Source organism: Pseudomonas sp. Pseusp49 (assembly GCF_059491875.1).
The window spans coordinates 6,322,462-6,342,174 of the sequence record NZ_CP168514.1; the positions used below are offsets into that span (position 1 = coordinate 6,322,462).

The window sequence follows — 19,713 nt, forward strand, 5'->3', positions numbered from 1 at the left end:
CGGAGGGCGCCGCTCCTCCTGTAGGAGCTGCCGGAGGCTGCGATCTTTTCAGGGCACACAAAAAACAACTGACTCATCCCACAAGAGGTCCCATGCCCAACCGCCCGCCTCTCGACGCTGTCACCGCCCGCTGGATACCCTGGGTCGTCGCCATTGCCTTCTTCATGCAGTCCCTCGACGGGACGATCCTCAACACCGCCCTGCCGGCCATGGCCCGCGACCTGGCCGAGGACCCATTGCGCATGCAAGGGGTGATCATCGCCTACATGCTCACGGTCGCCTTGCTGATCCCGGCCTCGGGCTGGATCGCCGACCGTTTTGGCACCAGAAAGATCTTCTTCAGCGCAATCCTGCTGTTCAGTCTCGGCTCGTTGCTCTGCGCATTGTCGAGCAGCCTGAGCCTGCTGATCGGCGCCCGGGTGATCCAGGGCCTGGGCGGAGCGTTGATGCTGCCGGTCGGGCGGCTGGTGGTACTGCGTGCCTACCCGCGTTCGGAACTGGTGCGGATCATGGGCTTCATCACCATTCCCGGGCTGCTAGGCCCCTTGATCGGCCCGACCATGGGCGGCTGGATGGTGCAATACCTGACCTGGCACTGGATCTTCCTGATCAACCTGCCGGTGGGGCTGGTGGGCTGCTACGCCGTGTGGAAATTCATCCCGGACCTGCGCGGCTCGGAACGCACCCGTTTCGACAGCCTGGGCTTCGTGCTGTTCGGCGCAGCAATGATTCTGATCACCATCGCCATGGAAGGCCTGGGCGAACTGCACCTGCCGCACCTGCGGGTGATGTTGCTGCTGTTCGGTGGCATGGCGTGCCTGGCGGCGTACTGGCTGCGCGCCGGGCATATCGAGAACCCGTTGTTCGCGCCGTCGCTGTTCAAGACCCGGACCTTTGCCGTGGGCATTCTCGGAAACCTGTTCGCCCGTCTCGGCAGCGGCGCCCTGCCCTTTCTGGTGCCGTTGCTGCTGCAAGTGGCGCTGGGCTACTCGCCGTCCCAGGCCGGGATGAGCATGCTGCCGCTGGCCGCTGCGGCAATGATCGCCAAGTGGGTGGCACGGCCGCTGATCGAGCGTCTGGGTTACCGCATCGTGCTGACCGGCAACACCCTGGCACTGGGCATCATGCTGGCGAGCATGGGCCTGGTCAGCGAGCAGACGCCGTATTGGCTACTGCTGTGCCTGCTGGCGATCCTTGGTGCGATCAACTCCCTGCAGTTCACCGCGATGAACACCGTGACCCTGATCGACCTCGACGACGCCAGCGCCAGCAGCGGCAACAGCCTGCTGTCGGTGGTCGCGCAATTGTCCCTGAGCCTGGGCGTTGCCTGCGCCGGTGCGTTGCTCGGCGGCTTCACGGCGGAGATCGGCAATGATGGCGTGGAGACGGTGCTGGGCGCATTCCAGCTGACGTTTGTGACTGTCGGGATCATGGCGATGCTGGCCGCGACAATCTTCTCGCAACTGTCAAAGAATGACGGACGGCGCGTCAAGCGTCCGGAAGAACACATAGAGCCTTAGTTTCCGAACGAGAAGTGCCTGCGCTCGACCATGCTGCGTTGAAAACAGCCTCGAAATGCTCATTGGCTAAAGCCAACTCCGCTTTCTCGCCTGTTTTCGCCTTGCCTGGTCATCGCTCGGCTACTTCTCGTCCGGAAACTACGGGCGAATGGCCATCGGACTGGTACACTGCGCGACATTTTGTTTTGCAGGCCAGTCCCGTGACCACCATCGCCACCGAATTTAATACTTTGCCGCTGTCTGCCGCCATGCTGGCTAACCTCGAATCCCTCGGTTATGCCCAGATGACGCCGATCCAGGCGCAAAGCTTGCCGGTGATCCTCAAAGGGATGGACCTGATCGCCCAGGCCAAGACCGGCAGCGGCAAGACCGCGGCCTTCGGTATCGGCCTGCTGAACCCGATCAATCCGCGTTACTTCGGTTGCCAGGCACTGATCCTGTGCCCGACCCGCGAGCTGGCCGACCAGGTCGCCAAGGAAATCCGTCGCCTGGCCCGTGCCGAAGACAACATCAAGGTCCTGACCCTGTGCGGCGGCGTGTCCCTCGGCCCGCAGATCGCTTCGCTGGAGCATGGCGCGCACATCATCGTCGGCACTCCGGGGCGCATCCAGCAGCACCTGCGCAAGGGCTCGCTGGTCCTTCACGGCCTCAACACCCTGATCCTCGACGAAGCCGACCGCATGCTCGACATGGGTTTCTACGACTCCATCGAAGAAATCATCATGCAGGCCCCGGAGCGTCGCCAGACCCTGCTGTTCTCCGCGACCTACCCGGTAGGCATCAAGCAGCTGGCCTCGAAGTTCATGCGCAACCCGCAGCAAGTGAAGGCCGAAGCGTTCCACGACGACACGCAGATCGAGCAGCGCTTCTACGAGATCTCCCCGGATGACCGCATGAGTGCGGTGACCAAGGTACTTGGCCACTTCCGCCCGGCGTCCTGCGTAGCCTTCTGCTTCACCAAGCAGCAGGTTCAGGAAACCGTCGATCACCTGACCGCCAAAGGCATCTCCGCCGTTGGCCTGCACGGTGATCTGGAACAGCGTGACCGCGACCAGGTGCTGGCGATGTTCGCCAACCGCAGTACTTCGGTACTGGTCGCCACCGACGTCGCTGCCCGTGGCCTGGACATCGATTCCCTGGACATGGTGATCAACGTCGAACTGGCCCGCGATTCGGAAATCCACATCCACCGCGTCGGTCGCACCGGCCGCGCCGGTGAGAAAGGCCTGGCGATCAGCCTGGTGGCGCCGTCCGAAGCGCAGCGTGCACAAGCCATCGAGCAATTGCAGAAAACACCGCTGACCTGGGATCAGGTGGACAACCTCACCTCCAAGGGCGGTGGTCCGCTGTTGCCGCAGATGAGCACCCTGTGCATCGCTGGCGGCCGCAAGGACAAGGTCCGTCCGGGTGACATTCTTGGCGCACTGACCGGTGACGCCGGCATCCCCGGCGCCCAGGTCGGCAAGATCGCGATTTTCGACTTCCAGGCCTATGTGGCCGTGGAACGCGGCGTCGCCAAGCAGGCCTTGCAGCGTTTGAACGACGGCAAGATCAAGGGCCGTTCGTTGCGCGTGCGTATCCTGTAAAAAACACCGCCTACCCTGTAGGAGCTGCCGCAGGCTGCGATCTTTTGATCTTGTTTTTGAAAAGCAAAGTCAAAAGATCGCAGCCTGCGGCAGCTCCTACACAGCTTCTACAGGTTTCTTTTGAGGACACCGTTTTGCGCTCTACCGAAGTCGTGATCATAGGCGCTGGCGCCGCAGGGTTGATGTGTGCGCTGACCGCCGCCGGGCGCGGGCGCAAGGTGCTGCTGCTCGACCATGCCAACAAGGCTGGCAAGAAAATCCTGATGTCCGGCGGCGGTCGCTGCAATTTCACCAACATGTACACGGAACCAGGCAATTTTCTCTCGCAGAACGCGCATTTCTGCAAATCCGCCCTGGCCCGTTACACCCAGTGGGATTTCATCGGCATGGTGGCCAAGCACGGCGTGCCGTATCACGAGAAAAAACTCGGCCAGTTGTTCTGCGATAACAAATCCAGCGACATCCTCGAAATGCTGCTGAACGAGTGCGACCAGGTCGGCGTCAACCTGCACCTGGACACCTCTATCCAGACCATCGAAAAGCTTGAGAAGGGCTATTTGCTGGACACAACCCTCGACCAGATCACCTGCGAATCCCTGGTGATCGCCACTGGCGGCCTGTCGATCCCGACGCTGGGCGCCACCGGCTTCGGTTACCAGGTGGCCAGGCAGTTCGGCCACGAGCTGCTGCCGACCCGCGCCGGCCTGGTGCCGTTCACCATCACCGATCAGCTCAAGGTGTTGTGCACCGAGTTGTCCGGTACCTCGGTGGATTGCCTGGTGAGCTGCAACGACCAGAGCTTCCGCGAGAACATCCTGTTTACCCACCGCGGCCTCAGCGGCCCGGCGATCTTGCAGATCTCGTCGTTCTGGGAGTCCGGCGATACCGTCGAGATCAACCTGATGCCGGATCACGACGTGCCGGGCTGGCTGCAACAGCAACAGGCCGAACGCCCCAACAGCGAGCTGAAAACCCTGCTCGGTGAAATCTTCACCAAGAAGATGGCCAACCTGCTGGCGGACAACTGGTTCGTCTCCAAACCGATGAAGCAGTACACCCACGCGGAACTGGCTGACATCGCCGAGAAACTGGCGAGCTGGAAAGTCGTGCCGGCGGGTACCGAAGGTTATCGCACCGCCGAGGTGACCCTGGGCGGCGTCAACACCAATGAAGTGTCGTCCAAGACCATGGAATCGCTGAAAAGCCCGGGCCTGTATTTCATCGGCGAAGTACTGGATGTCACCGGGCATCTGGGCGGATTCAACTTTCAGTGGGCGTGGGCTTCGGGCTACGCGGCGGCGCAGTACGTCTGATCCACAGAAGATGATCTGTAGGAGCTGCCGCAGGCTGCGATCTTTTGATCCTGTTTTTGAAAAGCAAAGTCAAAAGATCGCAGCCTACGGCAGCTCCTACGGGGATCGTGTTGCAGTCAGGGAAGGAACAGATTTTGCTGTCTGATGTGATCGGCGCCATTGCGTCGGCGTCATTAGTGGCTCAATTTAGCGTCATTGCCTCGGAAGGCCTTCGCACTTCATGTCATCGACTTCGTTCCGCCAGTCTCTGCGGCGCCTTTGGGCGCTGGATAAATTCAGCTACAGCGTGCGGGTATTCATTGCCCTGACCGGCACCATGGCGCTGTGTTGGTATCAGGACGAAATGGGCCTGCTGATCCCGTTGTTCCTGGGGATTATCGCCAGCGCCCTGGCCGAGACCGACGACAGCTGGCAGGGCCGTCTCAACGCGCTGGCGGTGACACTGGTGTGTTTCGCGGTAGCCGCCCTGTCCGTCGAACTGCTCTTCCCCTACCCCTCGCTGTTTATCATCGCTTTCGCCCTGGCCGCGTTCTGCCTGACCATGCTCGGCGCCCTCGGCGAGCGCTATGGCGCGATTGCTTCGGCGACCTTGATCCTGTCGGTCTACACCATGATCGGCGTGGACCAGCGTGGCGGCGCGGTGACCGACGTCTGGCACGAGCCTGTGCTGCTGGTGGCCGGCGCCGCCTGGTATGGCTTGCTGTCGGTGTTGTGGCAGGCACTGTTTTCCAATCAGCCGGTGCAACAGAGCCTTGCGCGATTGTTCCGCGAGCTGGGCTATTACCTGAAGCTGAAATCTTCACTGTTCGAGCCAATCCGGCAGATGGACGTCGAAGCGCGGCGCCTGGAACTGGCCCAGCAGAACGGCCGAGTGGTGGCGGCACTGAATGCCGCCAAGGAAATCATCCTGCACCGGGTCGGCAACGGGCGCCCGGGGTCGAAGGTCAGCCGCTACCTGAAACTGTACTTCCTCGCCCAGGACATCCACGAACGCGCCAGCTCTTCGCACTATCCGTACAACGCACTCGCAGAAGCGTTTTTCCACAGTGACGTCATGTTCCGCTGCCAGCGCCTGTTGCGTCAGCAAGGCAAAGCCTGCCGCGCCCTGGCCGAATCGATCCAGATGCGTCAACCGTTCACCTATGACGCCAGCTTCACCGAGGCCCTCAGCGATCTGGATGCCTCTCTCGAACACCTGCGCATCCAGAGCAACCCGGCCTGGCGCGGCCTGCTGCGTTCGCTGCGGGCACTGGCGGCCAACCTCGGCACCCTCGACCGCTTGCTCAGCGACGCCAGCAACCCCGACGCCCTGGCCGACGCCACCGACAGCAGCTTGCTCGACCGTTCGCCACGCAACCTCAAGGACGTGTGGGTTCGCCTGCGCACGCAGCTGACGCCGACCTCGTTGCTGTTCCGTCATGCCCTGCGATTGCCCCTGGCGTTGAGTATCGGCTACGCCATGGTGCATTTGATTCACCCGTCCCAGGGCTACTGGATCATCCTCACGACGCTGTTCGTCTGCCAACCGAACTACGGCGCCACCCGTCGCAAACTCGGTCAACGGATCATTGGCACCGCCATCGGCCTGACGTTGGCCTGGGCGCTGTTCGACCTGTTCCCGAACCCGCTGATCCAGTCGTGTTTCGCCATTGCTGCCGGGGTGGTGTTCTTTACCAACCGCACCACCCGCTACACCCTGGCGACGGCGGCAATCACCCTGATGGTGCTGTTCTGCTTCAACCAGGTGGGCGACGGTTACGGACTGTTCCTGCCGCGGCTGTTGGATACCTTGCTCGGCAGCCTGATCGCCGGGCTGGCGGTGTTCCTGTTCCTGCCGGACTGGCAGGGCCGGCGCCTGAACAAAGTGCTGGCCAACACCCTGGCCTGCAACAGCATTTACCTGCGCCAGATCATGCAGCAGTACGCGGCGGGCAAAAGCGACGACCTGGCCTACCGCCTGGCCCGCCGCAACGCACACAATGCCGACGCGGCGCTGTCGACCACGCTGGCCAATATGCTGATGGAGCCGGGGCATTTCCGAAAGGAGGCGGACGTGGGCTTCCGCTTCCTGGTGCTGTCACACACGCTGCTCAGTTACCTGTCGGGCCTAGGTGCGCACCGGGAAACCCAACTGCCGGCAGACGTGCGTGAACAGTTGATCGAGGGGGCCGGGGTGAAACTGGCTGCCAGCATCGACGAGATCGCCCAGGGGCTGGCGAGCAAGGCTTCGATTGCGATCCAGAGCGATGAAGAAGAAGCACTGGCCAATGAGCTGGAACAAATGCCGGATGAAATCGATGAAGGCCAGCGGCTGGTGCAGACGCAGTTGGCATTGATCTGCCGGCAGCTCGGGCCGTTGCGGACGTTGGCGGCGCATTTGATCAAGGACACCAGTGAGGATTGAGATTCCGGCTGGCTGTACCGGCCTCTTCGCGGGCAAGCCCGCTCCCACAGGGTTATCTGATGGTCACAAGATTTGTGTTCACCCTCGCCCACTGTGGGAGCGGGCTTGCCCGCGAAGAGGCCATCAGCAACAGTACAGAATCCGGATCAATGCACTCACATCCCATGCTGCTTCATCAACTTTTCATAACTCCCGTCCGCCTTCATCGCCGCGATCTCCCGGTCGAAGCCGGCAACGATCTGCTCATGCTGCGGGTTCTTCAGGCTGACCAGAATATGCAGGCTGTTCTCGCTCAAGGCCTTGGGCAGGAATTCCACGGCGTTTCGTACCTTGGGTGACTCGCGGGCCAGGTAATAGCGGGCGACGTACTCATCTTCCAGCGTCAGCTTGACCCGGTCGGCAGCGACCATACGCACAGCCATGGCGAAGCTGTGCACGGGGACTTTCTGCAACGAGTCATCGTTGTCGAACCCGGGCGAATAGGCGTAACCACGCACGATGGCTATCGGATATGTGTGCAATTGCTGCAGGTTATTGAATTCGATGGGCGCGTCCTTACGCTTGAGAAAACGTACGCGGTTGAGCAGGTATTCGCCGGAAAACTGGCCGACTCTTGTACGCTCCTCGGTGTACCAGGCGTTGACCAGCACGTCGTATCGGCCCTCGCCCACCCCCATCAAGGCCCGCGCCCAGGGCACTTGTTCAAACTCACTGGCATAGCCGGCCCTGGCGAGCGCGGTACTGACAATGTCCGTGGCCAGACCACCGTTGACCAGCGTGGCATCGGTAAAGGGTGGCCAGGCATCGGCAACCAACCGCAGTTTTTCTGCCGCCGCTCCCTGAACCAGCAACAGCAATCCAATCAAAGCAAAAGCTCGATGCAATCGCGGCATGCTAGAAAATCCTTAGCGGGCGATTGCCCGACGTGTTTTCAGCCAAAACCCCAAGGCCCCTGATCCGGCGATACCCGGGTACTCAACATTAGCTCATCGAAGCCACAGCACAGCGCTTCGATCCAGATTACACAAAGAAGACATCCACGCGAGAAATGAATGATGGCATTTTGGCCTTTGTCACAGATTCTCCCGCCATAAAGACTTCTGGCGTGAGTGCGCTTAGTATCGGAACGACGTTTTCAGGGAATCAAAACATGACAGTCGATTGGATCTGCAAACATCACAGCGACCTGGGCAAAGAGCAGCTGTACGCCATTTTGCAACTGCGCGCGCAAGTGTTCGTCGTCGAGCAGAAATGCGTTTACCAGGATATCGATGGCCAGGACCTGGATGGCGACACCTGCCACGTGATGGCCTGGGACGGTAACCAGCTGGTGGCCTACCTGCGGTTGCTTGACCCGCAATCGCAGGGCGGCGACGTGGTGATCGGGCGAGTGATCATTGCCCCGCAGGCACGCGGCATGGGCCTGGGGCATGAACTGATGGACCAGGCGTTGAAACAGATCGAGAAGTACTGGCCCGGCCTGCCGGTCTACCTTTCGGCCCAGGCGCATTTGCAGGGGTATTACGGGCGCTATGGGTTTGTCGTGGCGGGTGAGGAGTATGTGGAAGATGGCATTCCACACATTGGCATGCGTCGCCCTTAAAGACCCTATCGCTGGCAAGCCAGCTCCTACAAGGACGGTGCAGACCTGTAGGAGCTGGCTTGCCAGCGATGGCGTCAGCTCAGGTACCGCAAATCTCAGGGATACTCCAGCACCGCCTTGATCTGCCGCAGATTACGCTCGATCCACCCCCGATCAATCGCCCCCCACTCGCGAATCCGATAGCGCCCCGCATGGTTGCGCGCGCCTTCTTCCTGCTCGAATTCACAGACGATATCCAGATCCGCCAACGCCGCGATGGTGTCCTGCGCCGTGCGCCGGGGCATGCCGGTCACTTCGGTGAGCGCCGGGACGCTGCTGGCCAGTCCGCTGTCGATCAGGTACGCCACGTACAACCGGCGATAGAAGCTGCTCTTGGTCTTGCTCACGTCCATCCATTGCTCCTTAAAAGATCGCAGCCTGCGGCAGCTCCTACTCCAATACCTGTAGGAGCTGCCGCAGGCTGCGATCTCTTGATCTTGATCTTCTATTGCATATCCCGCCAAGTCAGGTACACCCGCACATCGAACTCCACCTGGTGATACCCCGGCAGCATGTGCTCGCACAGCTTGTAGAACGCCTTGTTGTGATCCGATTCCCTGAAGTGCGCCAGCTCATGCACCACGATCATTTTCAGGAACTCGCAAGGCGCTTCCTTGAACAGCGAAGCGATGCGGATTTCCTTCTTGGCCTTGAGCTTGCCGCCTTGCACCCGGGAGATCGTGGTGTGCAGGCCAAGGGCACGGTGAGTGAGGTCCAGGCGGTTGTCGAACAGCACCTTGTCGATGGACGGAGCATTGCGCAGGTATTCCTGCTTGAGGTCCAGGGCATAGGTGTACAGCGCCTTGTCGCTCTGCACAGCGTGCTTTTGCGGGTAACGCTGGCTCAGGTAATCGCCCAGCCGACCGTCGGCGATCAGCTGGCGCACCTGATCCTGCAAAGTGGCGGGATAGGCCTGGAGATATTTCAACACGGTCATCGGGGCGGCAATACAGGTCACTGAAAGGTCGCCAGTGTAGCGAATTCAGCGGGGCAGCGCGCTCCAGTCAAACGGCTGGACAAAGACCCCGGCGTCCTCGGCCATCATCGGCCGGGCCACTAGGAAGCCTTGCACATATTCGCAGCCGTTGGCCCGCAACCATTCATACTGCGCGACGGTTTCCACCCCTTCGGCAATCACCAGCACCCCGAACTGTTTGCACAAGTCGATCACACTGCGCACCAGCGCCGCATCCCGTACCGAGTCCGGCAACCGGGCTATCAAATGCCGGTCGAGCTTGAGGGTGTCCAGCTCCAGGTCGCGCAGGTGCGACAGGGAGCACGGGCCGGCCCCGAAGTCATCCAACGCCACTCGTACGCCCAGATTGTGCAACAGGCGTAACTGCTTGCGGGTTTCCTCGGGGTGATGCATCAAGGCCTCTTCCGTGACCTCGACCTCCAGATGACGCGGCTGCAAGCCATGGCGCTCCAGCACCTGGCGCAGTTCAGTGACCAGATTGGGCATGCCGAACTGCGTACTGCTCAAGCTGACGCCGAGCACCAAGTCCTCGGTGAACAGGGTTTCCCAGGCTTTGCGCTGCCCGGCGCTGCGGTGGTAGATCCAGCTGCCCAGCCGACTGATCAGCCGCGCCTCTTCCAGCAATGGCAAAAACAGCCCCGGCGGCACGTCGCCAACGCTCGGATGCTGCCAGCGCAGCAAGGCCTCGAAGCCACGAATCCGCCCGTCCGCAATCGCAACCTGAGGCTGATACACCAGGTTGAAATCCCGGTTCTCGATGGCCGTGCGCACACTTTCCTCGAGCATCAGCCGCGAGCGCGCCCGACCGTTCATTTCGTGATCGTAGAAGCGGTATTGCTGACGACCGGCACGCTTGGCTTCGTACATGGCGATGTCGGCCGCCCGCAGCATCCCGTCGAGATTGGCACCACAATCGGGGAACGTAGCAATGCCGATGCTGGCACCCAGGGCGATATCGAGGCCGTCGACCTGCTGACAGATCGACACGCGCTCGATGAGTTTCTCGGCAATCTTCGCCGCTTGCTCGGGGACCTCCAGATCCAGCAGCGCGGTGAATTCATCGCCGCCCATCCGCGCCAGGATGTCGAAAGGCCGCAAGCACGCCTTCAACTGTTCGGAGACCCAGCGCAGCACCCGATCGCCGGCATCGTGGCCGAGCGAATCATTGACGCGCTTGAAGCCGTCGAGGTCCAGATACATCAAGACCCAGGAACTGTCGGTACGCTCACCGCGCAACAGCAGGTTCTCTACGGTCTGGTAGAAACCGCGGCGGTTGAGCAATCCGGTCAGCGGATCGGTGACCGCCTGAAACTCCAGCTGCTGATGCAGATGGCGCACCACCGACATGTCCAGCACGGTCACTACCATTGCATGTTGCTCGGCAGGCAATGGCGCACAGGACAAGGCCACCGGCACCTGCTGGCCGCGCGTCGTACGCAGCAAAGCATCGTGCAGGCGCAAGGTTTCGCCACGTTTGTAGCCCGTGAAAAACTCGGAATCGGCCCAGACCGGGATATGGGGCTTTTGCAGATAGTCCAGAAACTCCTTGCCTTGCAGTTCCTGCACCGGGGCATTGAGCAGCCGCGACATCGCCGGATTGGCAAAACGAATCAGGCCGTCCTCCCCCAACACCAAAATGCCTTCGGCCGCGTTATCCAGCACCGATGCATTAAAGGCCCGGGCGGATTCCAGATCATGACTCAAGCGCTGCAAGGCCCGGCGGTTGCGCTGGTGTTCGAGCAACGCCTGGACCTTGGGCGTGAAAATCTGCGGGTCGAACGGCTTGAACAGGTAATCCACCGCACCACTGGCATAGCCCTTGATGACCGCGTCCTGGGACTGTTCATTGGCGGTCAGGAAAATGATCGGCGTGAGGCGGGTCCGCTGGCTACCGCGCATCAGGCGCGCCACTTCATAACCGTCCATGCCCGGCATCTGCACGTCCAGCAGCACCAGGTCGATATCGTGTTCCAGCAACAAGCCGAGGGCCTCGAATCCCGAGGTGGCAGTAATGACCCGCCAGCCCTGGCGCTGTAACAACGCACGCATGCTGATCAGGTTTTCAGGGTAATCGTCTACGACTAAAAGGGTTGAGCCGCCGTCTACTGGCGTGGGTTGCGCGCATTCCATGCTGCTTCTCTAATTGCGGGGCGTCAGGCCGGTTTCTCGTGAAAACCGGACAAATACTGTGCCTTCACTCTAGACCCGGTTCTGCAAAAGCAGAAGGTGTCAGTGAGCCAGCATTCACCATTGTGACTTTTTGCCGACTAACGGTCGATGGTTCAGCCCCATAAAACCGGGAAAGATGGCATTTCGACAGGATGTTGACGTCAACCACCCGTCAGGCAAGCGTTAACAAAATATCTCGCTACGCTTATAAAGGCCGCCCCAAAGGCGCGGTCTAGAGCTTATGGCACGCCCGTGCAGCATGAATCAAGCGGAAGAACCGACATGATAGACCTCGCAACCTGGAACCTCAGCGTCCCCGTCGGCAGCCCGCCGTACACTGTCGAAACCTCCAAGCTGGTGGATGGTTTCAAGGATCAATACTTCCACTCCGACACCGGCACGTTGTTTTTCTGGTCGCCCGTGACCGGCTCCCGTACCGAAAACGCGATTTATCCGCGCACCGAATTACGTGAAACCTACAGCAACGGCACATTGAAAAACTGGTATTACCCGGATGCCGACAATTTGTTGTATGCCACGCTGGCAGTGAACCAGGTGCCGAGTTCCGGGAAAGTCGTCATCGGCCAGATCCATGCCTATCAAAGCCAGAAACCGCTGGTGAAGGTCGAGTACCAATACAAAACCAGTACGGCCACCGGCAATATCGTCGCCAAGGTCCGGATGCATCCCGATGACGATACAGGCCGGGTGATCATCGTTGCGACAGGGGTGAAACTCGACCAGGAGTTCAACTACCTCATTCACCTCAGCCCCGGTGGCGCCCTAGGCATCAGCGCGGCAGGCTATCAATGGGATACGCAAATCAGCACAACCTGGCGCGACAAGCCGCTGTACTTCAAGGCCGGGGTCTATGTGCAGGACAACACCGGGTACACCACCGAAGGCGGGAAAGTGACCTTCAGCAAGCTGGATATCGATCACAACCAGTAGGTCCTGAACCGTCTCCGCTCCATTTGACCTCCAAAAAGGAAAACCGTCCTGCGACGGTTTTCCGAGTCAACCTGCCCCTCTAGCAACGCGCAAATCTACTGGATACACATCAACATAAAACTCTTCGAAGAATCGTAATCCTTCTCCAGACTTCCAACCAAATGAGTAATAACTTGAACATTACTGGAAGTTGGCGTGCCGGCCAATTTTGCATGAGCATAAAAAATGTCATCAAACGTATCAACATCTGTTACAGACACAGCACAAAAAGCCGGATCTTTTTTAAAAACCTCTGCTTTGAAAGCAATTGTATAAGTAGAGTAATATCCTGAACGAGTATTTACCTTTACAGCAGAAATCCATTCTGATGATTTTGCCAGCACCTTCCCCCGGGAGTCGATCGAAGCAGTAAAAACTTCATCCTCCGATGCCGCGGAGCCCAGGCCCGGCAAAATCAGCAAAACAACACAACAGAAGCACTTTGATATTTTTCTGAATGGCATCAGCATTTCCTTTCATCCATGAAATCTTATGCACGATTTGCGTACGAATTAATTTAAATAGCAAAGCTGCACAGCAGTCAACAACGACACTAAAATAAAGAACAACACTTCACACGCGCTCTATTTTCCCTACAGGGGTTCGAGCCATAAAGAACTCTCAGACGTCTTATTTCTCACAACAATGAATATTACAGACAATAAAAAACCCGCATCACTGCGGGTTTTTTAACTCAACATCAACGCACTGAAGTCTTAGTTGACCTTGGCGTTCAACTCACCTTTCAGGTAACGCTGATACATGCCTTCCAGGGAGATCGGCTTGATCTTCGAAGCGTTGCCCGCGGTACCGAAGGCTTCGTAGCGAGCGATGCACACGTCGCGCATGGCGGTGACGGTGGCGCCGAAGAATTTACGCGGGTCGAATTCGCTCGGGTTGGTGGCCATAAGGCGACGCATGGCGCCTGTGGATGCCAGGCGCAGGTCGGTGTCGATGTTGACCTTGCGCACGCCGTGCTTGATGCCTTCGACGATTTCTTCAACCGGTACGCCGTAGGTTTCCTTGATGTCGCCGCCGTACTGGTTGATGATCGCCAGCCACTCTTGCGGAACCGAAGACGAACCGTGCATCACCAGGTGGGTGTTCGGAATGCGCTTGTGGATTTCCTTGATGCGGTCGATCGCCAGCACGTCGCCGGTAGGCGGCTTGGTGAACTTGTAGGCGCCGTGGCTGGTACCGATGGCAATGGCCAGGGCATCAACCTGAGTGCGTTTTACGAAGTCAGCGGCTTCTTCCGGGTCGGTCAGCATCTGGCTGTGATCCAGAACGCCTTCGGCGCCGATGCCGTCTTCTTCACCGGCCATGCCGGTTTCCAGCGAACCCAGGCAACCCAGCTCGCCTTCTACCGAAACGCCGCAGGCGTGAGCCATGGCCACGGTCTGTTGGGTAACGCGCACGTTGTAGTCGTAGTCGGTCGGGGTCTTGCCGTCTTCGCCCAGGGAACCGTCCATCATCACCGAGCTGAAGCCCAACTGGATGGAGCGCTGGCAGACGTCAGGGCTGGTGCCGTGGTCCTGGTGCATGCACACCGGAATGTGCGGGAATTCTTCGATTGCCGCCAGGATCAGGTGACGCAGGAACGGTGCACCGGCGTATTTGCGAGCACCGGCCGAAGCCTGGACGATCACCGGGGAGTCAGTCTTGTCAGCGGCTTCCATGATGGCGCGCATCTGCTCAAGGTTGTTGACGTTGAAGGCTGGAACGCCGTAGCCGAACTCGGCTGCGTGGTCCAACATCTGGCGCATGCTGATAAGTGCCATTGTGTGTGTCTCTCCCGGTTGAGGGTCGTTAATCGTGCCAGCCTGCCGTAGCGGCGGCGGCTATTCAAGTTATTGCAGATCGGGGGTTGAGCCCGGACTGCGAATTCGGGTGTTGCCAATATCTCAACAACTGCACAGAACCTTTGTGGGAGCGGGCTTGCTCGCGAATTCGGCTCAACATTCAACATCTATGCAAGCTGATCCACCGCTTTCGCGAGCAAGCCCGCTCCCACATTTGGATCTCTGTACGTCAAATCAAGCGTGTTACCCAGCCTTACAGCCACGGCCGATCAAATCATTGGTGGCGACCCAGTAAACCAGGCCTTCCTCACCTTTTATGTGAAACGCCAGCATGTCATTGCTGTACAGCGAACCCGATGCACCCGGTTCCTGCTTCAAGCGGTAGACCTGATCGGCACCGCCAAGGCGCACGTCGACTTCCTTGCGGCTGTCGCCGGTGTAGCGCCACAGCACTTTGGCCTGGCTGTCGCAGGTCCAGGTGGTCCAGTTATCCACAGGTGGGGACGACTGGAACGGGTTCAACTGATTCAGCTGAGCACAACCGGCCAACAGCGCCAGCGCCGTAACGGCGATAAAACCTTTCATCCGTGTCCCTCGACTGGCGGCGCACGCTGCCAGCCCTGAGTAATGAGTCAGACCCGTCAAGGGCAACCATGTTCCTTGGCGGGCGTCCGGGTCTCGTATTTGTCCAGGCCTTCGGGCCCGGAACGCTTGTTGAGCACCGGGTTGGTTTCCGCCTGCCAGTCAGCCTGGTAGCAGCCCTTGTCCGACTCGGACGGCGCCGGTTCCGCAGTGGCCTTCGGGTTACTCCCGCACGCCACCAGCGAACCTGCAACGATCAACAGCGCTAACGTCTTGACCATGTCAACACTCCCTTGCCTGGTCAAACGGGCGACCCTCAGGCCTTGGCCCGGCTTTCCAGGACTTCAACGGCTGGCAGCACCTTGCCTTCGACGAATTCGAGGAACGCGCCGCCACCGGTAGAAATGTAGGAGATCTGCTCGGCCACGCCATATTTGTCGATGGCCGCCAGGGTGTCGCCACCGCCAGCAATGGAAAACGCCGCGCTGTCAGCGATAGCCTGGGCCAGCACTTTGGTGCCATTGCCGAACTGGTCGAATTCGAACACGCCGACCGGACCATTCCACAGGATAGTCTTGGACGATTTCAGCAGTTCGGCGAAGTTCGCCGCGGTCTGCGGGCCGATGTCCAGGATCATGTCGTCGGCAGCGACGTCAGCGATCAGCTTGACGGTCGCAGCGGCGCTTTCAGCGAATTCCTTGGCAACCACTACGTCCACTGGCAGCGGCACGCTGACTTTGGCGGCGATGGCGCGAGCGGTGTCGAGCAGGTCCGGCTCGTACAGCGACTTGCCGACCGGGTGACCGGCAGCGGCCAGGAAGGTGTTGGCAATGCCGCCGCCGACGATCAACTGGTCGCAGATCTGGCTCAGGCTGTTCAGTACGTCGAGTTTGGTCGACACCTTGGAACCGGCAACGATGGCAGCCATCGGCTGGGCCGGGGCGCCCAGGGCCTTGCCCAGTGCGTCCAGTTCAGCGGCCAGCAACGGGCCGGCAGCGGCGACTTTGGCGAACTTGGCCACGCCGTGGGTCGAGCCCTCGGCACGGTGAGCGGTGCCGAAGGCGTCCATCACGAACACGTCGCACAGAGCGGCGTATTGCTGGGCCAGTTCGTCGGCGTTCTTTTTCTCGCCTTTGTTGAAACGCACGTTTTCGAACAGCACGATGTCGCCGGCCTTGACGTCAATACCGCCCAGGTAATCGGCCACCAGCGGCACTTCACGGCCCAGGGCACGGCTCAGGTAGTCGGCAACCGGCTTGAGGCTGTTCTCGGCCGAGAACTCGCCTTCGGTCGGACGGCCAAGGTGCGAGCAGACCATCACGGCCGCGCCTTTTTCCAGGGCCAGCTTGATGGTCGGCAGCGAGGCCAGGATACGCGCATCGCTGGTGACAACACCGTCCTTGACTGGGACGTTGAGGTCTTCGCGGATCAATACGCGCTTACCTTGCAGATCGAGGTCGGACATCTTCAACACGGTCATGGGTCGCACTTCCTACGGTTTTTTTGAAGTTGCTGTTTGCAGATAGTGTTCTGCAACGTCCAGCATTCGGTTGGCAAAACCCCATTCGTTGTCGAACCAGGCCAGGATGTTCACCAGCCGTGGGCCGGAAACGCGAGTCTGACTGGCATCGACGATCGCCGAATGTGGGTCGTGGTTGAAATCACAGCTTGCGTGGGGTAACTCGGTGTAAGCCAGCAGGCCTTTGAGCGGGCCGCTGGTGGCGGCTTCGCGCAGGATCCGGTTGACCTCGGTGGCATCGGTCGTAGTGGCGGTCTGCATCGTGATATCGAGGCAGGACACGTTGACCGTCGGCACCCGCACGGCTTTGGCCTGAATTCGTCCGGCAAGTTCCGGCAACAGGCGTTCGATACCACGCGCCAGACCGGTGGACACCGGAATCACCGACTGGAACGCCGAACGGGTGCGGCGCAGGTCTTCGTGGTGATAGGCATCGATGACCGGCTGATCGTTCATCGCCGAGTGAATGGTGGTGATCGATACGTAATCCAGGCCAATGGCCTGATTCAGCAAGCGCAACAGCGGCACGCCGCAGTTGGTGGTGCAGGATGCGTTGGACACCAGCAGTTCATCGCCGGTCAGGCAATCCTGGTTCACGCCGTAGACGATGGTGGCGTCGACATCGGTCTCGCTGGCCATCGGCTGGGAAAACAGCACACGCGGGGCGCCGGCGTCGAGGAAACGCTGGCCGTCTTCGCGAGTGTGATAAGCGCCGGAGCACTCCAGCACCAGATCGATGCCCAAAGATGCCCAATCGATGCCTTCGGGGGTGGCACTGCGCAGGACCTTCACGCAGTCGCCATTAATATGCAGACAATCGCCATCGACCTTCACTTCGCCGGGGAACCGGCCATGGGTGGAGTCGAAGCGTGTCAGGTATTCGATGCTGGCCATGTCCGCCAGATCGTTGATCGCGACGATTTCAAACCCGGCCTTGTCGCCTCGCTCGAACAACGCACGCAAGACGCAACGACCAATCCGGCCGTAGCCGTTGAGTGCAACTTTGTAGGGACGCGGTTGAGGCATGGGGTTCTCGATAGACGCAGTCAGACGAATTTTCGCTAACAACACACCCTCTGTAGGAGCTGCCGCAGGCTGCGATCTTTTGATCCTTTCAAGATCAAGATCAAGATCAAAAGATCGCAGCCTGCGGCAGCTCCTACAGGGGATCGCGGTGGCCTGGGCCACCGCGGCGTGTTTTAGTCTTCCAGCAGTTCTTCAGCCTGACCCAGGATGTTTTCCAGGGTGAAGCCGAACTCTTCGAACAGGGCCGACGCAGGTGCCGACTCGCCGTAGGTGGTCATGCCGATCACGCGGCCTTCCAGGCCGACGTACTTGTACCAGTAGTCCGCGTGAGCGGCCTCGATGGCGATACGGGCGCTGACCTGCAACGGCAGGACCGATTGCTTGTAGCCGGCGTCCTGGGCATCGAACACGCTGGTGCACGGCATGGAAACCACGCGCACCTTGCGGCCCTGCTCGGTCAGTTTGTCGAAGGCTTGAACAGCCAGGCCGACTTCCGAACCGGTAGCAATCAGGATCAGCTCAGGCTCGCCTGCGCAGTCCTTGAGCACATAACCACCACGGCTGATGTCGGCGATCTGGCCGGCATCACGGGTTTGGTGCTGCAGGTTCTGACGGGAGAAAATCAGGGCCGAAGGACCGTCCTTGCGCTCCAGCGCGTACTTCCAGCACACCGCCGATTCAACGGCGTCGGCTGGACGCCAGGTGTCGAGGTTCGGCGTGCAGCGCAGGCTGGCCAGTTGCTCGATTGGCTGGTGAGTCGGGCCGTCTTCGCCCAGACCGATGGAGTCGTGGGTGTAGACGTGGATCACACGCTGCTTCATCAGGGCCGACATGCGTACTGCGTTACGGGCGTATTCCATGAACATCAGGAAGGTCGCGCCGTAAGGCACCAGGCCGCCGTGCAGGGCAACGCCGTTCATGATCGCGGTCATGCCGAACTCGCGCACGCCGTAGTACATGTAGTTGCCGCTGGCATCTTCGGCGGTAACGCCTTTGCAACCTTTCCACAGGGTCAGGTTGGAACCGGCCAGGTCAGCCGAACCGCCGAGGAACTCGGGCAACAGCGGGCCAAATGCGTTCAGGGCATTCTGGCTGGCCTTACGGCTGGCGATGGTTTCGCCCTTGGCGGCCACTTCGGCGATGTAGGCCGCAGCTTTTTCGCTGAAGTCAGCTGGCAGGTCACCGCTCAAGCGACGCACCAGTTCGTTGGCTTCAGTCGGGAAGGCGGCGGAGTAGGCAGCGAAACGCTGGTCCCACTCGGCTTCGACAGCCTTGCCTGCTTCCTTGGCGTCCCACTCGGCGTAGATATCGGCCGGAATTTCGAACGGACCGTGGTTCCACTTCAGCGCCGCACGGGTCAGGGCGATTTCCGCGTCACCCAGCGGGGCGCCGTGGCAGTCTTCCTTGCCTTGCTTGTTCGGCGAACCGAAGCCGATGGTGGTCTTGCAGCAGATCAGGGTTGGCTGCGCGCTTTTGCGAGCAGTGTCGATCGCGGTCTTGATCTCTTCCGGATCGTGACCGTCAACGTTGCGGATCACTTGCCAGTTGTAGGATTCGAAACGCTTCGGCGTGTCGTCGGTGAACCAGCCTTCGACTTCACCGTCGATGGAGATGCCGTTGTCATCGTAGAAGGCGATCAGCTTGCCCAGGCCCAGGGTACCGGCCAGGGAAGCGACTTCGTGGGAAATGCCTTCCATCATGCAGCCATCACCCAGGAACACATAGGTGTGGTGGTCGACGATGTTGTGGCCAGGACGGTTGAACTGCGCCGCCATGACTTTTTCAGCCAGGGCAAAACCCACTGCGTTGGCCAGGCCCTGGCCCAGTGGACCGGTGGTGGTTTCCACGCCCGGGGTGTAGCCGAGTTCCGGGTGGCCCGGGGTGCGGCTGTGCAGTTGACGGAACTGCTTGAGGTCATCGATCGACAGGTCGTAGCCGGTCAGGTGCAGCAGCGAGTAGATCAGCATCGAGCCATGGCCGTTGGACAGCACGAAGCGGTCACGGTCGGCGAACGATGGATTGCTCGGGTTGTGCTTGAGGTAGTCGCGCCAAAGTACCTCGGCGATATCCGCCATACCCATTGGGGCACCGGGATGGCCGCTGTTGGCTTTTTGCACGGCATCCATGCTGAGGGCACGAATGGCGTTGGCACGCTCACGACGGCTAGGCATCGCTGTTCTCCTG

Annotated in this window: 17 protein-coding genes; 6 read left to right on the top strand and 11 right to left on the bottom strand. The window is 60.1% G+C overall.

Translation table 11 applies throughout. The features are described 5' to 3' along the window. Positions 1–92 precede the first annotated feature (92 nt). The 4 genes from mdtD to yccS all read left to right on the top strand — a co-directional run bounded on the left by mdtD (position 93) and on the right by yccS (position 6,823). Positions 93–1,520 (top strand): multidrug transporter subunit MdtD, encoded by a 1,428-nt coding sequence (gene mdtD / locus ACEN83_RS28260; protein WP_007975478.1) that lies wholly within the window; start codon positions 93–95, stop codon positions 1,518–1,520. A 248-nt stretch (positions 1,521–1,768) separates the two neighbouring features. Beyond that, the gene (dbpA, locus tag ACEN83_RS28265) at positions 1,769–3,106 is read left to right on the top strand and encodes an ATP-dependent RNA helicase DbpA (RefSeq protein ID WP_238540823.1); all 1,338 of its coding nucleotides are present in this window, start codon (positions 1,769–1,771) and stop codon (positions 3,104–3,106) included. Between the two features lie 134 nt (positions 3,107–3,240). Continuing rightward, the gene (locus ACEN83_RS28270; RefSeq protein ID WP_493725762.1) at positions 3,241–4,419 is read left to right on the top strand and encodes a BaiN/RdsA family NAD(P)/FAD-dependent oxidoreductase; all 1,179 of its coding nucleotides are present in this window, start codon (positions 3,241–3,243) and stop codon (positions 4,417–4,419) included. A 220-nt stretch (positions 4,420–4,639) separates the two neighbouring features. Then, positions 4,640–6,823 carry a YccS family putative transporter gene (yccS, locus tag ACEN83_RS28275; RefSeq protein WP_495578956.1) on the top strand — a complete coding sequence of 728 codons (2,184 nt, stop codon included), beginning with the start codon at positions 4,640–4,642 and terminating at the stop codon, positions 6,821–6,823. 155 nt (positions 6,824–6,978) lie between these two features. Here the strand turns inward: yccS and ACEN83_RS28280 are convergent, their stop codons facing one another. Next, positions 6,979–7,716, bottom strand: a complete 738-nt coding sequence (locus tag ACEN83_RS28280; RefSeq protein ID WP_495578957.1) for a substrate-binding periplasmic protein — start codon at positions 7,714–7,716, stop codon at positions 6,979–6,981. 257 nt (positions 7,717–7,973) lie between these two features. Between ACEN83_RS28280 and ACEN83_RS28285 the strand changes: the two genes are divergently transcribed. After that, complete coding sequence (locus tag ACEN83_RS28285) at positions 7,974–8,426, top strand: GNAT family N-acetyltransferase (RefSeq protein WP_007975472.1); 453 nt, start codon at positions 7,974–7,976, stop codon at positions 8,424–8,426. Between the two features lie 95 nt (positions 8,427–8,521). Here ACEN83_RS28285 and ACEN83_RS28290 read toward each other — a convergent pair whose 3' ends face one another. From ACEN83_RS28290 to ACEN83_RS28300, 3 genes are all read right to left on the bottom strand, one after another. After that, the gene (locus ACEN83_RS28290; protein ID WP_007894945.1) at positions 8,522–8,818 is read right to left on the bottom strand and encodes a winged helix-turn-helix domain-containing protein; all 297 of its coding nucleotides are present in this window, start codon (positions 8,816–8,818) and stop codon (positions 8,522–8,524) included. Positions 8,819–8,910: 92 nt separating this feature from the next. Then, positions 8,911–9,402 (bottom strand): YgjP-like metallopeptidase domain-containing protein, encoded by a 492-nt coding sequence (locus tag ACEN83_RS28295; protein ID WP_495578958.1) that lies wholly within the window; start codon positions 9,400–9,402, stop codon positions 8,911–8,913. Between the two features lie 45 nt (positions 9,403–9,447). Beyond that, on the bottom strand, positions 9,448–11,571 hold the full coding sequence (locus tag ACEN83_RS28300; protein WP_218481200.1) for a putative bifunctional diguanylate cyclase/phosphodiesterase: 2,124 nt from the start codon (positions 11,569–11,571) through the stop codon (positions 9,448–9,450). Positions 11,572–11,892: 321 nt separating this feature from the next. Between ACEN83_RS28300 and ACEN83_RS28305 the strand changes: the two genes are divergently transcribed. Beyond that, positions 11,893–12,561: a polysaccharide lyase family 7 protein gene (locus ACEN83_RS28305; RefSeq protein WP_116579594.1), complete on the top strand. Its 669-nt coding sequence runs from the start codon at positions 11,893–11,895 to the stop codon at positions 12,559–12,561. Positions 12,562–12,656: 95 nt separating this feature from the next. Here the strand turns inward: ACEN83_RS28305 and ACEN83_RS28310 are convergent, their stop codons facing one another. The 7 genes from ACEN83_RS28310 to tkt all read right to left on the bottom strand — a co-directional run bounded on the left by ACEN83_RS28310 (position 12,657) and on the right by tkt (position 19,700). Beyond that, the gene (locus ACEN83_RS28310; RefSeq protein WP_495578959.1) at positions 12,657–13,064 is read right to left on the bottom strand and encodes a hypothetical protein; all 408 of its coding nucleotides are present in this window, start codon (positions 13,062–13,064) and stop codon (positions 12,657–12,659) included. 252 nt (positions 13,065–13,316) lie between these two features. Next, positions 13,317–14,381, bottom strand: a complete 1,065-nt coding sequence (fba, locus tag ACEN83_RS28315) for a class II fructose-bisphosphate aldolase (protein WP_007975467.1) — start codon at positions 14,379–14,381, stop codon at positions 13,317–13,319. 264 nt (positions 14,382–14,645) lie between these two features. Continuing rightward, positions 14,646–14,987 carry an MliC family protein gene (locus ACEN83_RS28320; protein ID WP_495578960.1) on the bottom strand — a complete coding sequence of 114 codons (342 nt, stop codon included), beginning with the start codon at positions 14,985–14,987 and terminating at the stop codon, positions 14,646–14,648. Positions 14,988–15,043: 56 nt separating this feature from the next. Further along, a complete protein-coding gene (locus tag ACEN83_RS28325) occupies positions 15,044–15,265 on the bottom strand; it encodes a hypothetical protein (RefSeq protein WP_007975465.1) in 222 nt (73 codons plus the stop codon). A gap of 35 nt (positions 15,266–15,300) precedes the next feature. Beyond that, positions 15,301–16,464 (bottom strand): phosphoglycerate kinase, encoded by a 1,164-nt coding sequence (locus ACEN83_RS28330; RefSeq protein WP_495578961.1) that lies wholly within the window; start codon positions 16,462–16,464, stop codon positions 15,301–15,303. Positions 16,465–16,476: 12 nt separating this feature from the next. After that, positions 16,477–17,529, bottom strand: coding sequence for an erythrose-4-phosphate dehydrogenase (gene epd, locus ACEN83_RS28335; protein ID WP_495578962.1), 1,053 nt, complete (start codon positions 17,527–17,529; stop codon positions 16,477–16,479). Between the two features lie 173 nt (positions 17,530–17,702). Next, a complete protein-coding gene (tkt, locus tag ACEN83_RS28340; RefSeq protein WP_116579597.1) occupies positions 17,703–19,700 on the bottom strand; it encodes a transketolase in 1,998 nt (665 codons plus the stop codon). Between the last annotated feature and the right edge of the window lie 13 nt (positions 19,701–19,713).

Bases quoted from the DNA above. Each gene is read 5' to 3' on its own strand.
- mdtD (WP_007975478.1), top strand. From the start codon at position 93: ATGCCCAACCGCCCGCCTCTCGACGCTGTCACCGCCCGCTGGATACCC.
- dbpA (WP_238540823.1), top strand. From the start codon at position 1,769: ATGCTGGCTAACCTCGAATCCCTCGGTTATGCCCAGATGACGCCGATC.
- yccS (WP_495578956.1), top strand. From the start codon at position 4,640: ATGTCATCGACTTCGTTCCGCCAGTCTCTGCGGCGCCTTTGGGCGCTG.
- ACEN83_RS28280 (WP_495578957.1), bottom strand. From the start codon at position 7,716: ATGCCGCGATTGCATCGAGCTTTTGCTTTGATTGGATTGCTGTTGCTG.
- ACEN83_RS28285 (WP_007975472.1), top strand. From the start codon at position 7,974: ATGACAGTCGATTGGATCTGCAAACATCACAGCGACCTGGGCAAAGAG.
- ACEN83_RS28290 (WP_007894945.1), bottom strand. From the start codon at position 8,818: ATGGACGTGAGCAAGACCAAGAGCAGCTTCTATCGCCGGTTGTACGTG.
- ACEN83_RS28295 (WP_495578958.1), bottom strand. From the start codon at position 9,402: ATGACCGTGTTGAAATATCTCCAGGCCTATCCCGCCACTTTGCAGGAT.
- ACEN83_RS28300 (WP_218481200.1), bottom strand. From the start codon at position 11,571: ATGGAATGCGCGCAACCCACGCCAGTAGACGGCGGCTCAACCCTTTTA.
- ACEN83_RS28305 (WP_116579594.1), top strand. From the start codon at position 11,893: ATGATAGACCTCGCAACCTGGAACCTCAGCGTCCCCGTCGGCAGCCCG.
- ACEN83_RS28310 (WP_495578959.1), bottom strand. From the start codon at position 13,064: ATGCCATTCAGAAAAATATCAAAGTGCTTCTGTTGTGTTGTTTTGCTG.
- fba (WP_007975467.1), bottom strand. From the start codon at position 14,381: ATGGCACTTATCAGCATGCGCCAGATGTTGGACCACGCAGCCGAGTTC.
- ACEN83_RS28320 (WP_495578960.1), bottom strand. From the start codon at position 14,987: ATGAAAGGTTTTATCGCCGTTACGGCGCTGGCGCTGTTGGCCGGTTGT.
- ACEN83_RS28325 (WP_007975465.1), bottom strand. From the start codon at position 15,265: ATGGTCAAGACGTTAGCGCTGTTGATCGTTGCAGGTTCGCTGGTGGCG.
- ACEN83_RS28330 (WP_495578961.1), bottom strand. From the start codon at position 16,464: ATGACCGTGTTGAAGATGTCCGACCTCGATCTGCAAGGTAAGCGCGTA.
- epd (WP_495578962.1), bottom strand. From the start codon at position 17,529: ATGCCTCAACCGCGTCCCTACAAAGTTGCACTCAACGGCTACGGCCGG.
- tkt (WP_116579597.1), bottom strand. From the start codon at position 19,700: ATGCCTAGCCGTCGTGAGCGTGCCAACGCCATTCGTGCCCTCAGCATG.